This window comes from Pseudomonas koreensis, from assembly GCF_025447595.1.
Classification (GTDB): domain Bacteria; phylum Pseudomonadota; class Gammaproteobacteria; order Pseudomonadales; family Pseudomonadaceae; genus Aquipseudomonas; species Aquipseudomonas koreensis_H.
Window position 1 is genome coordinate 851,387 of the sequence record NZ_JAOEJU010000001.1, and the last position, 19,288, is coordinate 870,674.

Genomic DNA, 19,288 nt, shown 5'->3' on the forward strand with positions numbered 1-19,288 from the left:
TTCGTTCCAATTGATCTGTAACAACTAGCCTTGAGGCCGGATTGGACAAGCTCCCATCCGGCTGCTTTTCTTTATTTCTCAGAAAGAGATAAGTGCTGCCAGCCCTCTGCTTGCAGCCTTGCTTCGTCCCAGGAGGGGTCAATGTCCTTTAATGTCATGATGGTTTTCGGTACTCGCCCGGAGGCCATCAAAATGGCCCCGCTGGCCCGGGTTCTGCGTCAGTGGCCCGACATCACACTCAACATCTGCTCCACCGGCCAGCATCGCGAGATGCTCACTCAGGTGCTGGATGCATTCGAACTGACAGTCGACGAAGACCTGCAAGTCATGACCCAGGGGCAGACGCTCAACGGTCTTTCGCAACATCTGCTCGCACAACTCGACCAGGCCTACGAACGGGTCAAACCGGACATCGTGCTGGTACACGGCGACACCACCACCAGCTTCATTGCCGCCCTCGCCGCCTTCAATCGTCAGTTGCCCATCGGTCACGTCGAAGCCGGTTTGCGTACCGGCAACCTGCGCGCGCCGTGGCCCGAGGAAGCGAATCGGCGCCTGACCGGCGTCATCGCCGATCTGCACTTTCCGCCGACCGGTAAGGCTGAAGCCAATCTGCTGCGCGAAGGCGTACCGCAGGACAACATCGAAATCACCGGTAACACCGTGATCGATGCACTCTTGTGGATGCGAACCAGCCAACAACAGAGCAACTGGCGCCCGGCAGCAGATTCGCCTCTGGCAGTACTCGACGACAGCCGTCGCATGGTTCTGATCACCGGCCATCGCCGGGAAAATCTGGGTGATGGTTTCCAGAACATCTGCCAGGCCCTGGCCGATCTCGCCCTGCGCTACCCGGATGTGCAATTCGTCTACCCGGTGCACCTCAACCCACAGGTGCAGAGCGCGGTGTACGGCATGCTCGCCGACAAACCCAACATCTATCTGGTCGCCCCTCAGGATTACCCGAACTTCGTCTGGCTGATGGGGCGCGCGCACTTCATCCTGACCGACTCCGGCGGTGTCCAGGAGGAAGCCCCGGCGATCGGCAAGCCGTTGCTGGTCTTGCGTGATGTGACCGAACGCCCGTCGGTACTCGAGGGCGGTACCGTGTTGCTGGTAGGCACCGACACAGCGAAGATCGTCAAGGAGGCCAGCCAGTTACTCGATGACGAGGCAACCTACAAACGCATGAGCCGCGTCCACAGTCCCTACGGTGACGGCCACGCCAGTGAACGCATCGCCACCCGCCTCCACGCCTGGCTGAGCGCACGCTCGGCGGTGGGTAACGGGGTATGAGCCTGGGTTGGGTCGATTTCTTCGCGTATGTGCTGTTCGGTCTCAAATATGTGGCGATTGCCCTCGCCCTGCTGATGTTCATCCTCGGCCTCGATGACCTGTTCATCGACCTCGTCTACTGGAGCCGCAAATTCATCCGCCGCTGGCGGATCTACGAGAAATTCAAGCGTGCCGACGAGGAACGCCTGTATTCGATCCCCGAGAAACCGCTGGCAATCATGGTGCCGGCGTGGAACGAAGTCGGCGTGGTCGGTGAAATGGCACGCCTGGCCGCCTCGACCATCGACTACGAGAACTATCAGATTTTCGTCGGCACCTACCCCAACGATGCCGAAACCCAGGCTGATGTCGACGCGGTCTGCCAACACTACCCTAACGTACACAAAGTGGTTTGCGCCCGCCCCGGACCGACCAGCAAGGCCGACTGCCTGAACAACATCATCGACGCAATCCTGCGCTTCGAGAGCGAGGCGAAAATCCAGTTCGCCGGATTCATCCTGCACGACGCCGAAGACGTGATTTCACCGATGGAATTGCGCCTCTACAACTACCTGTTGCCGAACAAGGATCTGATCCAGATTCCGGTCTACCCCTACGCGCCGGAATGGAAAGGCTTCACTGCCGGACACTACGTCGATGAGTTCGCCGAGAACCACGGCAAGGACGTCATCGTCCGCGAAGCCCTCACCGGCCAGGTGCCAAGCGCCGGCGTCGGCACCTGCTTCAGCCGCAAGGCCATCAGCGCCCTGCTGGAGGACGGCGACGGCATTGCCTTCGATGTGCAGAGTCTCACCGAAGACTACGACATCGGTTTTCGCCTCAAGCAGAAAGGCATGAAGTGCATCTTCGCCCGCTACTCGGTCAGCGATCCGAAACTGGCGCTGGAGCAACCGTGGGTGTTCGGCATGAACCGCGAGTTCTCCCAAGTGATCTGCGTGCGGGAACACTTCCCACGTGACTTGCAACACGCGATCCGGCAGAAATCGCGGTGGATTGTCGGCATCGTCTTCCAGGGCACCAAGAACCTCGGCTGGAGCCGCAAGGGTCTGCTCAATTATTTCCTCTGGCGTGATCGTCGCGGGCTGATCGCGTACCTGCTGAGCTTTCTGGTGAACCTGCTGTTCCTGGTGTTGCTGGCGATGTGGGCGGTGACGATCATCTCCCCGGACTCCTGGCGCTACCCTTCGATCCTCGCCGACAGTTCTTTGCTCTCGGTACTGCTGTGGCTCAATGGTCTGATGCTGTTCAACCGTCTGTTCCAGCGCGGCTGGTTTGTCACTCGTTACTACGGATTGGTTGAAGGTCTGCTGTCGGCGCCGCGCATGATGTGGAGCAACTTCGTCAACTTCTTCGCCAACCTGCGTGCCCTGCGTCAGGTCATGGAAATGGGCGATTCGCGGCGTGTAGCCTGGGACAAGACCACCCACGAATTTCCGGCGCTGACCAAAGCACAGCGCACCCCGCTCGGCCATCGGCTGGTGGAAAAAGGTCTGCTTACCGAAGAACAACTGGAAGCGGCGATCACCAGCCCTGTGCGCCGTCGACTCGGCCGCGAACTGCTGCTGCGTGAGTACATCGACAGTACGCAACTCGCACAAACCCTGGCCGAACAGCTGGATCTGGAATGGGCGCCGCTCAATCCGTTCAAGCTCGACAAACGCCTGATTGATGCGGTGCCGCGCCGGGTCGCATCGCATTACGGCGTACTACCCGTGGCCGAAGAAGGCGACACCCTGATTCTGGCCTCCGAAGGCCCGGTCAGCCAGGTCTCGCTCGGCGCAATAAGCCGTCAATTGAAACGCCCGGTGCGTAGCCGTCTGGCCCCTCAGGGCCGCGTTACTTTGGGGATTCGTTACTGGTACGCCAGCCCCCGTCAGAATGAGGAAGTTCGCCACATGCTCGAAGTGCTTGAGCGCCATCAGGACGATGAAGCCTTGCTGGAACGGGTCAGCCGCCATCAAGTGCTGCTGGGCAATCTGTTGCAGGTGCGCGGCATGGTGCCGCCAACCCTGTTCAATCAGGCGTTGATCGATTTCGATGCCGAGAAAATGTCACTCGGCGAACACCTGATTTCCCGGGGCATGATCACCCAAGAGGTACTGGAGCAAGCCTTGGCCGATCAGGCCAGCGAACAGCAAGCCGCCTACCGCATTGTCCGGGAGGTCGCATGAAGCCTGTGCATCGTCACACCCTGCTGATGGGTAGCCTGCTGCTGGGGCTGAGCACTGCATATCCGCTACAGGCTGCGCCGTTGAGCGACTTCGAACAGTTTCGCAGCTATCCCTACATGGACCGCAGTTATCGCGAGGCGAAAAAGGGAAACTGGAAAGAAGTCGAACGGCTGATGCGCCACTTGCTGGAAAAGGTCCCTAAAAACGACGAGGCCCGGGCGCTGTTAGTAGAGTCCCTGGCCAAGCAACGTCGTTACAAGGAAGCGCTGCAAGCATTGCCGGAAAACAGCGACGCCCTGCTAGACCTGCGCCTGACCTGGATCGAACAAGACCCGCCGACCAGCACGCAAGTTGAAGACTGGATGGCCACCAGCAGCCTGAATGATCGCGTACGTCTTTGGCAAGCCTACAGCCTGAGCCTGGCCAAGTTCGGCGGCGCGGCCAAGGCCCATGACTGGCTGGCACAACTGGCGCCCAAGGGTGACGACAACATCTTGCGCCTGGCCCGCGCCAACTGGTCGGAGCAACTGCGCGACTGGAGCGGTACCATCGACCAACTGGCGCCGCTGGCCGCGCGCAAGCAACTGGATGCCAAAGGCTGGCAACGGCTGGCCAACGCTTACGTGCAGCGTCTCGATGAAAAGCCGCTGCAGCAACTGCTGCAACAGGCGCCAAGTCCCGAAGCGGCGCGTAACATTCGACTGGCGATGGTCGACCGCGCCATCGCCATGGGCCACGAACAACAGGCCCAACGCTGGATGCAATCACTGCCGGCCAGCGATCTGGCCGATCCGGCACAGCGTCAGCGTTTGTGGGAACTGGCGCGCAAGACCGAAGACGTGCCCACCGTGCAGCGCCTGAGCAACGATCTGCAACGCCCTTGCCTGGAAACCGCCGAATGGCTGTCGCGGCAGGATCCGGAAGCGGCGCTCAAGCAACTGCGCGGCTGTACGCCGACGGACGATCCACAGACCTGGCTGGTACTCGCCCAGCGTCTGCAAGCCACTGACTTGTTGCAAACCACCCGTCTACCGGAGCCTTGGGACAGCCGACGGCAAACGCAGGTGCTCGACATCTGGCAGGAGCAAGGTCGCAGCGCCGAGGTCAACGCCTGGTTGGCCGGGCAGAAACAGACGCCCGATATCGTCAAGCGTCGTGCGGAGCTGACGCAGCGCATGGGTCGGATGATCGAAGCAGAAACCCTGTGGGAACTGCATTACCGGCAGACCGACAACCTGTCTTCGCTGAATCAGGCGACTTATCTGGCAGTGAATGCCGGCGATCGCGCGCACGCCCAGCAGTTGCTGGAATCCGCGTTCGATCGTCATGACGGACGTTTACCGGCGACGGCGTTGCAACGTCTGGCCGGTTTGTATGCCGCAGCGCCATCCACGACACCCGAGCAACAGCGACGCATGGCGCTGCTGCTCAACCGGGTGGACGGCGCGACGCGCGGCCAACTGCTCGCGCAACTCGCGGAGACCGGCCAGTGCGACGCCGTGCAGCAAGCCATCGGCAGCCACCCGCAAGCGGCTGGCGACTACCGCGCGCTTGGTCGCTGCGCCATGCCTGAGCGCCCGGGTGAAGCCGTCGTCTATTACCAGCAGGCTGAAAAGCTCGGTGATCGCAGCAGTCGTCTGCCGCTGGCCTATGCCCTGGAGGCGGCCGGTGATTCTGCCGGCGCACTGACCATCTGGCGCAGCTTCCCGAGCTCGGAACTCAGCGACAACGCACGTCTGACGGCCAGTCGCAGCGCGCTGAACGTCGGCGACAGCCAGACCGCAGAAACCTACTGGCAGCAGAGCACCACTCGCGGCGCCAATGAATGGGCCCTCGGCGCAGCCATCGCCGACGCACGGGGTGATCACACCCAGGCACTGCAGCGTCAGCGTCAGGCCCTGCAGCAGGCACCGGATGCCGGGCATTTCTACGCTGCTTCGGTTACCGCGCAAAAGGCCGGCGATTTGCCGCAAAGCACCGCATGGCTGGCCGAAGCGGTGCGCCGAGAGCCAAACAACCCGCGATATCGCGCCGACTACGGCATGCGTCTGGCCGGTGCCGAAACCCGCAAAGAGCGCGCCACGGCGATTCCGTATCTGCAACAGGCCACCCGCGATTTCCCCGAGGATTACCGTCTCGGGGAAACCCTGGCCTGGCGTTACGACGAAGTTGAAGACAGCGCCTCTGCCCGCAAGGAACTGCGTCGGGTGATCGATCTGGAGCAGAACCCGGTGGCAGCCGATGACGAAGACGGCAGCATGGAGGCCCGACGTTACCGCCAGCGCCGCGCCCATGAAACGCTATCGCGCCGTGACAGTCGCACGATTGCCAGTACCTGGTCGCCCGCCGGTGTTTCGACCAACGACTTCGTACGCCCGGACGAAAGCCAGGGTTCGCGCCGTCGCGCGGACTCGCAGAACGTACAGTTGGCAATGTGGGACCACGCCCTGGGCGAAGAACCGAGCCGCGCCGGCAGTACGCTGTCGGTGTACGGTCGCGTGCTGTTGGGCGGACAAGGTCGCTCCAGTTACGCGGAGTCCCTCGCCGCCGGTGTCGGTCTGCGCTACAAACCGTGGGGAACACAGAACATCAACTTCTACGGCGAGATCTACAAACAAAGCCAGTTCGACGATGACGACAACCACAGCCTGAGCCTCGGCCAGATGCTCGTGCCGGAAAAACTGTTCGATCAGGTCAACGATCACCGCAGGGACGGCCACACCACTACCGACTACCTGCTGCGCGCCACCGCTTCGTTCCTCGATCAGGGCAAGTACCGCAACGACTGGCGTGTCGACGAAAACGATTGGGACGAGCGATTTCTCTACCTCGACGCCGCGTGGTGGACCAAGGCCGGCGATCACCAGTGGCTGTCGCGATTCCAGCAAGGTCACGCCTGGAAACTGCCGAACAGCGGCGCCCAGACGATCATGCCTTACGGCTTCCTCGAGTTTGCCAGCCAGGATCCGAGCAACGACTGGCGCCAGGATCTGCGTACCGGCGTCGGTCTGCGCTGGCAATGGTGGTACGACGAAGATCGCTACAACGCCTACCGCTCGAAACTGACGGTTCGCACCGAATATCAACAGTCGCTGGGCGGCAATCTGTATGAAGGCGGCAACGGTGTGCTGCTGGGCGTGGAGTGGAATTTCTGATGGCTCGATGGATGTTGAGTTTGTGCCTGTTGTTGGGCGCCAGCGTTGCACAGGCTGATGAGCGGGTGTTCTATCAACCGCTGAATGTGGATTCGGGCCTGACCCAGGCACAGTGGCAGAAAGTCTGGCAGGACACCGCGAGGCAAGGCACTCGCACCGTGATCGTGCAGTGGACCGCCTATGGCAACTCGGACTTTGGCGGTGCCACTGGCTGGCTCGCCAACAGCCTGAAACTCGCACAACGACAAGGTCTGCAACTGGTGCTCGGCCTGGCGATGGACCCGGCCTACTACCAGCGCATCGACGAACTGGACAGCGCCGGCCTCGGTGCGTACTGGCAGGCACAACTGGGGCAGTCCCTGGCCCAGCAACAGAAGCTGCGTCAGGACTGGAAACTGCCTGTCAGCGGCTGGTATCTGCCGCTGGAGCTGGATGACCTTCACTTTCTGGCGGCAGATCGACGGGCCACGCTTCAGCGTCAGTTGAAGGACTTCGCGGCAAAACTGGACGCGCCACTGCATGTCAGCGCCTTCAGTGCCGGCAAGCTGGCTCCAGCGGTCAACGGGCAATGGTTGGGCGAATTGACGACATCCGGCACACAGGTCTGGTGGCAGGACGGCGCAGGCACCGGACGTATGCCGCTACTGGTGCGCAACGGTTACGCCAGTGCACTGCCCTGCTCCGTAGGCATCGTGCGGGAGGCTTTCCGGCAGGTCAGCCGCAAGGGTGAGCCATTCCGTGCCGAACCGGCCAGTCCGGATGCGACCTCGACCGGCTGCCATCAGAACGCGGTGTTTTCCCTGCGGTATCGGCCGTGGGGAAAAGTGATTCTGGACAACCAACGCAAGCATCAGGGCAGCAATGTACAAAACCATTGAAGACGAAGTCCTGAAGAAATCTGCGCCCGCTGAAGTGTGGGAAGAGTTCATTCAACATGAGTTCGAACGGCTGCACACGTTCTGCCTGCTGATTTATCTGGCGAGCATGGGCATCTGGCTGGCGTTCGACCTGATTGTCAGCTTCATTGGCGACCAAGGCTTCACCTGGCGCTCAATGGTGTTCATCGCCGCTTTTGCGATTCTTGCGGTGGTGTTGGGGTTCACTCGCAAGGCGCGCCATTTCGACTGGCTGAACCTGACTTTCGTGGCGGTCATCACGCTAGGCATCCGCATGGTGATCGACGGCCTGCCGCCGACCTTCCATGGCATCTGGCTGGTGCTGGCCGCCGCCACCACGCTGTACAGCGCTTCGGTACTTCCGCTCAGCCGCTGGTCATTCTTCACTGCTCAGGTCATCACCTGGCTGATGCTCAACCCGTTCATGCACACCGGCATCGACCTGCTGGAACTCAAGGGCGTGATGACCATCGCCTACAGCGTGTTTCTCTGTGCGTTGACGATCTATACATTTCTGAAGCTGCGCGAGGCCAAGCTCTACAACTACATCATGTCCAGGTTGTTGCTGGACCAGGCCTACAATGACACCCTCACCGAAATCCCCAACCGCCGTTCCTTCATGACCCGCGCCGGAAAAACACTGGAAGCCGTGCCGCGCGAACACGACCATTACCTGGCGATGATCGACATCGACAACTTCAAGAAAGTGAATGATGTGTACGGCCACGACATCGGCGATGAGGTGCTCAAGCGCATCGCGGCGGACATCAAAACCGTGATGTCACGTTTCGAATACGCACGACTGGGCGGTGAGGAATTTGCGATCTATCTGGCCGGTGTGCGCCGCGAAGATGTCGAGGCGCTGGCCGGGGAATTGTGCCGGGTGGTGCGTGAGCAACCGACCCGGCACCCGGTGACCATCAGCATCGGTCTGGCCCGGGTCGAAGATGGCGACACCCTCAACCAGGCGCTGATCAAGGCTGACGAAGCACTGTATGAGTCAAAGCATACCGGCAAGGACCGGTACACTTTTCATCAGTGAGGCCGTCAGGCCTCACGCACCAGCAACACCCGCGTCACGCGACGCTCTTCGACCGCCATCACGGTCATGCCCCAGCCTTCATGTTCCAGTCGATCGCCCTTCATCGGCAGGCGATCCAGCAGGCTCATCACCAGTCCGGCGAGGGTCTGGTAATCCTCGGTCGGCTCGGCGCGAAAACCGGTGTGTTCGCGGATGCGGTTCAGGTTCAGCGCACCGTTGACGAGGTACCCACCCTGCTCCTCGACCACATCCGGGCCGGCGATTTCGCTGGCGTCCGGCAGTTCGCCAGCAATCGATTCGAGAATGTCGGTCATGGTCAACACACCCACAAAGTCACCGAACTCATTCACCACAAAGGCAATGTGGGTCGAGGCCGCACGCATTTGTTCCAGTGCGTTGAGAATCGAATAACTGTCCAGCAGATTGACGGTCTTGCGCGCCAGGTGTTCAAGGTTCGGCTCGTTGCCGGCCAGATATTCCTTGAGCAATTCCTTCTTGTGCACGAAGCCCAACGGTTCATCCACCGCGCCGTTACGAATCAGTGGCAAGCGCGAGTAGGACGAATGCATCAGTCGCGTGCGAATAGCCTCCGCGTCGTCCGCCAGATCAATGTGATCGACATCGGCGCGCACCGTCATCAAAGCGCGAATCGGTCGCTCGGCCAATTGCAGCACGCCGCTGATCATCACCCGCTCGCGACGGTCGAACAGTTCCGCACTCGGGGCTTCACCGTTATCCAGCAAGTCGGAAATTTCCTCGCCGACCTCTTCCACCGCCAGTTTGCGACCACCCAACAGACGCATCACCGCATGAGCCGTGCGCTCGCGCATCGGACGCAAGCCCTGCATCGAGCGCTTGCGACGAGCGCGGGCGATCTGGTTGAAGATCTCGATCAGGATCGAGAAACCAATGGCCGCGTACAGATAACCTTTCGGGATGTGGAAGCCCAGGCCTTCGGCAGTCAGGGCAAAACCGATCATCATCAGGAAGCCCAGACACAGCATGATCACCGTCGGGTGGGCGTTGACGAAGCGGGTCAGCGGCTTGCTGGCAACGATCATGACACCGATGGACACGACCACTGCGATCATCATCACCGCCAGCTCATCGACCATGCCCACGGCAGTAATCACCGCGTCCAGGGAGAACACCGCGTCGAGCACGACGATCTGCGCCACGATCGGCCAGAACAGCGCATAAGCGGTGTTGGTCGAACGCTCGCCGACATGGCCTTCCAGTCGTTCGTGCAACTCCATGGTCGCCTTGAACAACAGGAACACACCACCGAACAGCATGATCAGGTCACGGCCGGAGAAGCTCTTGTCGAACACCTCGAACAACGGCTGCGTAAGGGTGACCAGCCAGGAAATGCTCGCCAGCAGGCCAAGACGCATGATCAGCGCCAGGCTCAAACCGATGATCCGCGCGCGATCGCGCTGATGGGGCGGCAGTTTGTCCGCCAGGATGGCGATGAACACCAGGTTGTCGATACCCAGTACCAGTTCCAGCACGATCAGTGTCAACAAGCCCAGCCATGCCGTGGGATCCGCTAACCATTCCATAATCTGTCTCTATCTCTCTTCAGTGAATTCAGGCTGCCGGACACGGCAAAGCGCGGCGCGAAAGCTCGAAGGCTGCGCCAACAACGATAGTCGTTAGTCGGAAGACCGGATGCTGGGAGTGCGTCAAGACCGCGCCGTGGCGCGAGAGGAACGGGGTTCTTTGAGTAGAACTGGGAGGCTCCGAGAGGGTGTTCATGCAAATCCTGAATGAAAAAAGGCCTTGAAGCGTACAGGTTCAGATGACTTTTCCTACAGCTGGAAATCATTTCAAAATCTGTACGCCTTCCGTATCACGTCAGGAATCGGGATAGATAGAAGCCAGAACCCGGTCGGCATTCGCACCGCAGCTCATGCCTTCAGGCTTGGATTGAATGTTGTTGATCACCTCCAGCAGCCGCGCCTTGCTCTGCGCCAGATGCTGTTGCATGACTTCGATCTGCTCGACCTTGCGCGTCAGGCCTGCCACCAATTCATCGTGCTTGAATTCACCGGTTCCGGCGGCCGGCAACAACTGCTTGAGCTCTTCCAGGGAAAACCCGGCCTGCTGGGCGCTGCGGATGATATTCAGGGTCTGCAGCACTTGTGGCGGGTAACGTCGGTAGCCATTACCCTGGCGCTCCACTTTGGGAATCAGACCCTGGGCCTCGTAAAAGCGAATACTTGAAGCGCTCAAGCCACTCTGCTGCGCCAATTCACCGATTTTCATTTCAGCCTCGATTTGCCCGCTTGACATTAAAGTTAACTTTAAGCTTAGCCTCTCTCCATCACTGATGAGGAGTCAAGCAATGTCGCCCTTCCGTATTTTGAATCTGCCCAACGGTCAGACCGTCGGCAACCGCATCGCCAAAGCCGCCATGGAAGAAAACCTCGCGGATCGTGAGCAGGCACCTTCGCGTGAACTGTTGCGCTTGTATCAAGCCTGGGCCGACGGCGGTGCCGGTCTGCTGTTGACCGGTAATGTCATGATCGACCGCCGTGCCATGACCGGCCCCGGAGGCGTGGTACTCGAAGATGAACGGCATTTGGACCGCTTCCGCCAATGGGCGGAAATCGCCCGCAGCGGCGGCGCGCAGGTCTGGGTCCAACTCAATCACCCCGGCCGCCAGACCTTCGCCAACATGGGCCAGCAAGCACTGGCGCCGTCGGCGGTGGCCCTGGAGATGGGTTCGTTCTCAAAACTGTTCGCCGAGCCCAAGCCGATGACCGAGGACGACATCGAAGAGGTCATTCAACGCTTCGCGAAAAGCGCCGCGCTTGCCGAAAAGGCCGGATTCACCGGGGTGCAGATCCACGCGGCCCACGGCTATCTGCTCAGCCAGTTCCTCTCGCCACTGACCAATCGCCGCACCGACCGCTGGGGTGGCTCGCTGGAAAACCGCGCGCGCCTGCTGCTGTCGGTGATCGAGGCCGTGCGCCAGGCGGTGTCGCCGCAGTTTTGCGTGGCAGTGAAGCTCAATTCGGCGGACTTCCAGCGCGGTGGCTTCGACACCGACGATGCGCGACAAGTGATCGAGTGGCTCAACGAGCAACCGATCGACCTGCTGGAGCTGTCGGGTGGCAGCTACGAAGCCCCGGCAATGCAAGGCGAAGCGCGCGACGGACGCACGCTGGCCCGTGAAGCATTCTTTCTGGAAATGGCTACCGAACTGGCAAGCGTGGCACGCATGCCAGTGATGGTCACCGGCGGTATCCGCCGCTTGCCGGTCGTCGAACAGGTGCTCGATAGCGGCATCGACATGGCCGGCATTGCCACCGCATTGGCTATCGAACCGCACCTGGTCAACCAATGGCGCGAAGGTCGCAACAGTGAGCCACAACTGCCGCCGATCCGCTGGAAACGCAAACCGCTGGCGGCGCTGGCAAACATGGCCGTCGTGCGTTTTCAGATGCACCGCCTGAGCCGTGGACGCAAACCGCATCCCGAAGTGTCGGCACTCTGGGCGCTGATTCGCGACAGGTTGTACCTGAGTCGCCGTACGCGCCAATACCGCCAGGCGATGGACGTGTGAATGGTTGGCGTCCGCGCCGGCTCGCGCGGGTAACTGTTCTGGTCACGGAGACAGCTCAGACGGTCAACAACTCGTCGAGATGCCGGTAATCGACTTCCAGCGCACTTGCCAGGTGCTTCGCCCGACCCAGACGGATCGGCCCTCGCTCGATATCGATCAACAAGCCCGGGCAGGCCAGTGCAGGCAATCCAGCGACATCTTTCAAGCGGCCATCCGTGAGCAGCAGCAATCGCTGCTGTTCGGCGGGGAAGCGCTTGCGGCGCACCGCCAGCCATTGTCCGGCCTCGGTCAACGCTGCCAGCAGCGGCGTACCGCCGCCCGCCCCCAGACCTTCGAGCCATGCGCGCAATCCGCTGGAAGCCTTCAGCCCTTGCACCTGCCACTTCGGCATCGCGCCGCTTGCGGTGAGCAACGCAAGACGCGCGCGCTGCCGGTAAGCGTCGTCGAACAGTTGCGCGAGGACGCCCTTGGCATCGCTCAAGGCTTGATGGCGACGAGTCGAGGCCGAGGCGTCGACAATCACCAGCCACAGTTCATGAGGCGTACGGGTGCGCAGTTGAAACAGCAGATCTGCGCGGACTTTCGGGCGACCCTTGAGCAAGGTACCCGGCCAGTTCACCGAGCCACTGCGAGCCGCATGACGCTTGCCTTGTCGGCCGTTGTCCAGGCGTCCGGCGCGGGGTCCGGCATTCGCCCCCGCGTCGGTTCGGGGGCGAATGCCTAAGGCTTTTTTGGCCAGGCCGGCACTTCGCGGCGGGCGCCGGTAGCGAGAGCCGGGGCCGGCATTTCGCCCCACTGCCCCTGCCCTTCGCTCGGCTCGGCGTTAGTGCCGGACGGCGATTGCGCCGGTGGCTGCGTACTCGTCGGAGACTGTTCGCGGCGACGGTGACGCAAGGCAAACTCAGCCACGGCATCGATGTCCTTCCCGGCGATGGCTTCAGCCCCCCGCCATGCTGCATGAGCCCGCGCCGCACGCAACCAGACCAGATCGGCGCGCAAACCGTCGACGCCCGCCGCATAGCAGCGCTCAGTGATCTGCGCCAGCGCCGCGTCATCCAGCGCGATACCCGGTAAAACCTTGCGGGCGTTCTCGCAGCGCTGGCGCAGAGCTTGCTGCTCAGCCTCCCACTGCGCGCAGAACGCCTGCGGATCGCTGTCGAAATCCAGCCGGCGACGAATGATCTGACCGCGCTCGACAGGAGCCGTGTGACCGCTCAGCGCGACATTCAGGCCGAAACGATCCAGCAATTGCGGACGCAACTCACCCTCTTCCGGGTTCATCGTGCCGATCAATACGAACTTCGCGGAGTGCCGATGGGATATCCCATCACGCTCGATCAGGTTGGTGCCGCTGGCCGCCACATCGAGCAGCAGATCCACCAGATGATCCGGCAACAGATTCACTTCATCGACGTACAACACGCCGCCGTCAGCCTTGGCCAACACGCCCGGAGAAAACTGCGAACGACCGTCGCTCAATGCCGCGTCCAGATCCAGCGTGCCGACCAGTCGCTCTTCCGTCGCACCCAACGGCAAGGTGACGAACTGACCGCTGGCCAACAGATCCGCCAACCCCCGTGCCAGTGTCGACTTGGCCATGCCACGCGGGCCTTCGATCAGCACACCGCCGATCTTCGGATCGATGGCCGTCAGGTAAAGCGCAAGCTTCAGGTCATCGGCGCCAACCACGGCGCAGAGCGGAAAATGCGGGGTGTCGGTCATGTTCAGTCTCAGCTCTCTTCTTCTATGTCTAGCAGCAGGTTTTCCAGAGCCTCTTTGTAGGCGCCCGGTTCCTGCCACATCCCGCGCTGTTGCGCTTCGAGCATGCGTTCGGTCATGTCGCGCAAGGCGTGGGGATTATGCTCGCGTACGAAATCGCGGGTCGCCGGGTCCAGCAAATAGGCATCGGCCAGCAAGGCGTACTGGTGATCGTCGATCAATTGCGTGGTGGCATCGAAGGCAAACAGGTTATCGACCGTCGCCGCCAGTTCGAACGCGCCTTTATAGCCGTGGCGTTTGACCCCGTCGATCCATTTCGGATTGGCCGCCCGGGAACGAATCACCCGGTTCAGCTCTTCTTTCAAGGTGCGGATCTTCGGCAGGTCCGGCTGACTGTGATCGCCGTGATAACTGGCCGCCGCTTCGCCGCGCAGGCTTTCCACGGCGGCGAGCATGCCGCCCTGGAACTGGTAATAGTCGTTGGAATCGAGCAAGTCATGCTCGCGGTTGTCCTGGTTTTGCAGCACGGCCTGCACCTGGCTCAGGCGCTGGACGAATTGCTCGCGGGCGGCGGTACCTTCATCAGAACCACCGTACGCGTAGGCGCCCCAGTTCAGGTAGACCTCAGCGAGATCTTCTCGGGTTTGCCACAGACGACCGTCGATGGCGCCCTGCACGCCCGCGCCATAAGCGCCAGGTTTGGCACCGAAAATTCGCCAGCCGGCCTGACGCCGGGCAGCGTCTTCATCCAGCCCGGACTGGCGCAGCGCTTCGCGCTCGGCGCGTACTTTGGCGGCCAGCGGGTTGAGATCGTCCGGCTCGTCCAGTTCGGCCACGGCTTGTACGGCGGCGTCGAACAGGCGGATCAGGTTGGCGAACGCATCGCGGAAAAATCCGGAGACCCGCAGCGTGACATCGACCCGAGGCCGGTCGAGCAGGCTCAGCGGCAGAATCTCGAAATCATCGACGCGCTGACTGCCGGTGGCCCACACCGGACGCACGCCCATCAGCGCCATGGCTTGGGCGATGTCATCGCCTCCGGTGCGCATGGTCGCGGTGCCCCACACAGAGAGACCGAGTTGGCGCAGGTGATCGCCGTGATCCTGCAGGTGTCGTTCGAGAATCAGGGTTGCCGACTGGAAGCCGATTCGCCATGCCGTGGTGGTCGGCAGATTGCGCACGTCCACCGAATAGAAATTGCGTCCGGTCGGCAACACGTCGAGGCGACCGCGACTTGGGGCGCCGCTTGGGCCGGCCGGGACAAAGCGGCCGCTCAGGGCGTCGAGCAAGCCGTGCATTTCGGCCGGGCCGCAGACGTCGAGGCGTGGGGCGATTACTTCGCGCAGATGAGCAAGGATGGCACTCACCTCAGACCAGTGAGGCCCCTGTGGGAGCGAGCTTGCTCGCGAAAGCGGTGTGTCAGCGTCAGAAAGATCGACTGATACGACGCCTTCGCGAGCAAGCTCGCTCCCACAGGGGCTGTGCAGCGTCTGCGTGATCAACTGTGTTGCGAACAGCTCAAGCCGTTCGCGAGTGTCTCCCGCCGTACGCCAGACTTCATCGCTCAGCGATTGCAGCTCCATGGGACGCGGGCCGATCCAAGGATCAGCAAGTGCACAATCCAGCGGATCGAACCCCAACTGAAACGCCTTGGCCAACGCCCGCAACAAACTCGATTGCGCACCTTTGCCATCGCCGCGCGGAATACGCAGCAGCGCCAGCAACGTGTCGATGCGCAGCCGTCCGGTCGGCGACTCACCGAAAATATGCAGGCCATCACGGATCTGCGATTCCTTCAGATCACACAGATAGGTGTCCAGACGCGGTAGCCAGATCGCCGCATCGGCATCGCTGTCGAGAGCGGCATCCAGCTGCAATTCACGATCGATCTGCGTGTCACGCACCAGTTGCAGGATGTCGCGCTGCAATTCACGAGCGCGGCGCGGATCAAGCAACTGAGCTTCGTAATACTCGTCGGCCAGCAATTCGAGATTGCGCAACGGACCGTAGGTTTCGGCACGGGTCAGCGGCGGCATCAGGTGGTCGATGATCACCGCCTGAGTGCGACGCTTGGCCTGGGCACCCTCGCCCGGATCGTTGACGATAAACGGATAAATGTTCGGCAGCGGCCCGAGCAATGTGTCCGGCCAGCAGGTCTCCGACAGGCCCACGCCCTTGCCCGGCAGCCATTCGAGGTTGCCGTGCTTGCCGACGTGGATCACGCCGTGGGCGCCGTAGGTCTGGCGCAGCCAGAAATAGAACGCGAGGTAAGCGTGCGGCGGCACCAGATCCGGGTCGTGATACACCGCACTCGGATCGACCTGATAACCCCGCGCCGGTTGAATGCCGACGAAGGTCAGGCCGAAACGCAGGCCGGCAATCATCATTCGCCCGTCACGGCACATCGGATCGTTTTGCGGCGCCCCCCAACGCTCCAGAACCGCCGTGCGATTGGCTTCGGGCAGCGCGTTGAACATCGTCAGGTAGTCGCCCATCGCCAGGCTCTGCTGGCACGGGCGCTGATCGAGGGTGTCGAGGTCATTGCTGACGCCGCCGAGCAGTTGCCGGATCAGTTCAGTGCCGCTGTCCGGCAGTTCGGCCGGCAGCGGATAACCTTCAGCTTGCAACGCCCGCAGGATATTCAGCGCGGCGGCCGGCGTGTCGAGGCCGACGCCGTTGCCGATGCGTCCATCCCGAGTCGGGTAGTTGGCGAGGATCAGGGCGATGCGCTTTTCAGCGTTCGGCACCCGCGCCAGATCGACCCAGCGGCGCGCCAGTTCAGCCACGAAATCCATGCGCTCGGGCTGGGCCCGATAACACACCACATCGGACTGACTGCGCTCGCTGCGCCAGGCCAGATCCTTGAAGCTGATCGGCCGACTGATGATCCGGCCGTCCAGTTCCGGCAGTGCGATGTGCATCGCCAGATCCCGCGGACCGAGGCCCTGCTCGCTGTCACGCCAGCCGGGTTCATTGTCCTGGGCGCAGATCGCCTGAATCACTGGAATATTGCGACGGAACGGCCGCAGATGCGGCGCTTCCGGGCTGGACTGGGCGAAACCGGTGGTGTTCAGAATCACCGAGGCTTCGACCTCATCCAGCCAGTCCTCGACCACCGACAGGCAGCCGGGCTCTTTCAAACTGGCCACGGCGATCGGCAGCGGATTGAGTCCGGCCGCCTGAAGCCGTTGGCAGAACACGTCGATAAACGCCGTGTTCGCCGCTTGCAAATGCGAGCGATAAAACAACACCGCCGCCACCGGTTGACCGGGCAGCCAATCGGCTTGCCAGTCACTCAGTGCGGCGGTGTTTTTGTTCGGATGGTAAATCGCCGTGCGCGGCAGCGTCTGCGGCTCGCCCCACACGTAATCCCGCGCCAGCCAGCGATTGGCCAGGCAACGGAAAAAGTCCAGCGCATTGCCCATGCCGCCCTGACGCAAGAATTGCCAGAGCCGGTCGCGATCCTCGGCGCCGACGGTGCTCAAGTCGCTGAGCTCCGGGTCGGGCCGGTCATCGCCCGGCACCAGAATCACCTGCACGCCACGTTCGGACAATTCGACCAGCCGCTCGACGCCATAACGCCAATAAGCGATGCCGCCGTGCAGCGAGATCAGAATGACCTTGGCGTGGCGCAGCACTTCATCGACATACAGGTCGACCGACGCATGGTTCTGCACCTGCATCGGGTTGGCCAGCCGCACGCTCGGGTAATCGTCGGGCAGTTGCTGCGCGGCTTCGGCGAGCAGCGCGAGGCTGGAATCGCCGCTGCACAGGATCACCAGCTCGGCGGGGGTTTGTCCAAGGTCGGCAATGTTGTCATCCGACACGAAACCGCCGGGCTGGGTCCTGAGCAGGTGCATGGCTTAAACGCTGAGCGCGGCGCGTAGTTGCGCTTCGAGGTGGGCAGCGTCCAGTTCCTGACCGATCAACACCAGACGCGTCACGCGTGCCTCATCGGCGCCCCACTGACGGTCGAAGTGCTTGTCGAAACGCGTGCCCACGCCCTGGATCAGCAGACGCATCGGCTTGTTCGGGATCGCCGCGAAGCCTTTGACCCGCAGGATGCCGCGCTGGACCACCAATTGCGTCAGCGCGTCGAGCAGCAGGCTTTCGTCGGCTTGCGGCAGTTCGATGGAGATCGAATCGAAAGCATCGTGATCGTGGTCATCATGATCGTCATCACCTTCACCGTGGTGGTGATCGTGATGGCTGTGGCGGCTGTCGATGTGCTCTTCGGAACCGGCACCGAGGCCGATCAGCACGTCCAGCGGCAGACGACCGTTGCTGGCTTCGATGATTTTTACCGCTGGCGGCAATTCTTCGGCGACTTCCAGGCGCACGCGAGCAAGGTCTTCAGGGCTGGTCTGGTCGGCCTTGTTGAGGATCACCAGGTCGGCACTGGCCAGTTGGTCGGCGAACAGTTCGTGCAGCGGCGATTCGTGGTCCAGGTTCGGATCGAGTTTGCGCTGGGCATCGACCTGATCCGGGAACGCGGCGAAAGTGCCGGCAGCCACGGCCGGGCTATCGACCACGGTGATCACAGCGTCAACGGTGCAGGCGCTGCGGATTTCCGGCCATTGGAAGGCTTGCACCAACGGCTTTGGCAGGGCCAAACCCGAGGTTTCGATGAGGATGTGGTCGAGGTCGCCGCGACGGGCCACCAGTTCGCGCATTACCGGGAAGAACTCTTCCTGAACCGTGCAGCACAGGCAGCCGTTGGCCAGTTCGTAGACGCGGCCAGTGGCTTCTTCTTCGGTGCAGCCGATGGTGCACTGCTTGAGGATTTCACCGTCGATGCCCAGCTCGCCAAACTCGTTGACGATCACCGCGATGCGGCGGCCCTGGGCGTTGTCGAGCATGTGCCGCAGCAAGGTGGTTTTGCCCGAGCCGAGGAAGCCGGTGACGATGGTGACGGGGAGTTTGGCCAGTGTTTTCATCGGATGCCCTTTGGCAAGGTGGCGGGCATACGGGACGAGACCGGCAACGCGGGTGCGTGCCTGGAGAGTTCGCCACCGGATCACCCCGCCCGGTTGAAAGTGAGAATCTGTGACGAGGCAGGTCTCCTGGCTGACGGTGTTCGGGCCTTGGCCCGGGGTTCGCTGCGCCTTCCCGCTGGCTCTGGATTGAGTTGGCAGTGGCGTGGCAGCGAACAGCACCGTTCACAGTTGCGGGGGCAGCCGCGGCTTGGACCGCGTTCCCTTCTTAGCTTCGGCGTGGGCCGAAGAACCTCGAAAGCGCAAGGCTACGCATGGGTTGGTTGTGGGTCAATGGGCGGTGCTTTTTGGATTTGGGTGTATATCCGTTGCTGCGGTAACGGCTTCTTATGGTTTCGCTCTTACAGCGACTCACTTTTCCAAACGCCGAAAAGTAAGCAAAAGGCTTTTGCCCCGGCGTACGGCACTTCGCTTAGGCTCAGTGTTCCCTCGCTACGGTGTCCA

At 61.8% G+C, this 19,288-nt stretch carries 12 protein-coding genes and 1 riboswitch; of the genes, 6 read left to right on the top strand and 6 right to left on the bottom strand.

The features are described from left to right. Positions 1–141: 141 nt before the first annotated feature. From wecB to N8H71_RS03755, 5 genes are read left to right on the top strand one after another with little or no spacing between them, the layout of a single operon-like run. Positions 142–1,296 carry a non-hydrolyzing UDP-N-acetylglucosamine 2-epimerase gene (gene wecB, locus N8H71_RS03735; RefSeq protein WP_262192907.1) on the top strand — a complete coding sequence of 385 codons (1,155 nt, stop codon included), beginning with the start codon at positions 142–144 and terminating at the stop codon, positions 1,294–1,296. After that, complete coding sequence (nrfB, locus tag N8H71_RS03740; protein ID WP_262192908.1) at positions 1,293–3,467, top strand: cyclic di-3',5'-guanylate-activated glycosyltransferase NrfB; 2,175 nt, start codon at positions 1,293–1,295, stop codon at positions 3,465–3,467. The genes wecB and nrfB overlap by 4 nt, the downstream gene beginning before the upstream one ends. Beyond that, positions 3,464–6,622 carry an NfrA family protein gene (locus N8H71_RS03745; protein ID WP_262192909.1) on the top strand — a complete coding sequence of 1,053 codons (3,159 nt, stop codon included), beginning with the start codon at positions 3,464–3,466 and terminating at the stop codon, positions 6,620–6,622. Before nrfB ends, N8H71_RS03745 begins: the two co-directional genes overlap by 4 nt. After that, entirely contained in the window at positions 6,622–7,500 is an 879-nt protein-coding gene (locus N8H71_RS03750; RefSeq protein WP_262192910.1) for a DUF4434 family protein, read from the top strand. Before N8H71_RS03745 ends, N8H71_RS03750 begins: the two co-directional genes overlap by 1 nt. Continuing rightward, a complete protein-coding gene (locus N8H71_RS03755) occupies positions 7,484–8,560 on the top strand; it encodes a GGDEF domain-containing protein (RefSeq protein WP_262192911.1) in 1,077 nt (358 codons plus the stop codon). The genes N8H71_RS03750 and N8H71_RS03755 overlap by 17 nt, the downstream gene beginning before the upstream one ends. 5 nt (positions 8,561–8,565) lie before the next feature. Here N8H71_RS03755 and N8H71_RS03760 read toward each other — a convergent pair whose 3' ends face one another. Together N8H71_RS03760 and N8H71_RS03765 are read right to left on the bottom strand one after the other, a co-directional pair. Next, positions 8,566–10,122, bottom strand: coding sequence for a TerC family protein (locus tag N8H71_RS03760; RefSeq protein ID WP_262192913.1), 1,557 nt, complete (start codon positions 10,120–10,122; stop codon positions 8,566–8,568). Between the two features lie 295 nt (positions 10,123–10,417). Further along, the gene (locus tag N8H71_RS03765; RefSeq protein WP_262192915.1) at positions 10,418–10,828 is read right to left on the bottom strand and encodes a MerR family transcriptional regulator; all 411 of its coding nucleotides are present in this window, start codon (positions 10,826–10,828) and stop codon (positions 10,418–10,420) included. 79 nt (positions 10,829–10,907) lie between these two features. Between N8H71_RS03765 and N8H71_RS03770 the strand changes: the two genes are divergently transcribed. After that, on the top strand, positions 10,908–12,131 hold the full coding sequence (locus tag N8H71_RS03770) for an NADH:flavin oxidoreductase/NADH oxidase family protein (RefSeq protein ID WP_262192917.1): 1,224 nt from the start codon (positions 10,908–10,910) through the stop codon (positions 12,129–12,131). Between the two features lie 55 nt (positions 12,132–12,186). Here the strand turns inward: N8H71_RS03770 and N8H71_RS03775 are convergent, their stop codons facing one another. From N8H71_RS03775 to cobW, 4 genes are read right to left on the bottom strand one after another with little or no spacing between them, the layout of a single operon-like run. Further along, positions 12,187–12,870, bottom strand: coding sequence for a vWA domain-containing protein (locus tag N8H71_RS03775; protein ID WP_262192969.1), 684 nt, complete (start codon positions 12,868–12,870; stop codon positions 12,187–12,189). After that, positions 12,852–13,853 (bottom strand): ATP-binding protein, encoded by a 1,002-nt coding sequence (locus tag N8H71_RS03780; RefSeq protein ID WP_262192918.1) that lies wholly within the window; start codon positions 13,851–13,853, stop codon positions 12,852–12,854. Before N8H71_RS03780 ends, N8H71_RS03775 begins: the two co-directional genes overlap by 19 nt. A gap of 8 nt (positions 13,854–13,861) precedes the next feature. Then, positions 13,862–17,710, bottom strand: coding sequence for a cobaltochelatase subunit CobN (gene cobN, locus N8H71_RS03785; protein ID WP_262192919.1), 3,849 nt, complete (start codon positions 17,708–17,710; stop codon positions 13,862–13,864). Positions 17,711–17,713: 3 nt separating this feature from the next. After that, positions 17,714–18,787, bottom strand: coding sequence for a cobalamin biosynthesis protein CobW (cobW, locus tag N8H71_RS03790; RefSeq protein WP_279309492.1), 1,074 nt, complete (start codon positions 18,785–18,787; stop codon positions 17,714–17,716). Between the two features lie 99 nt (positions 18,788–18,886). Beyond that, positions 18,887–19,096: riboswitch (cobalamin riboswitch) on the bottom strand. Positions 19,097–19,288 lie beyond the last annotated feature (192 nt).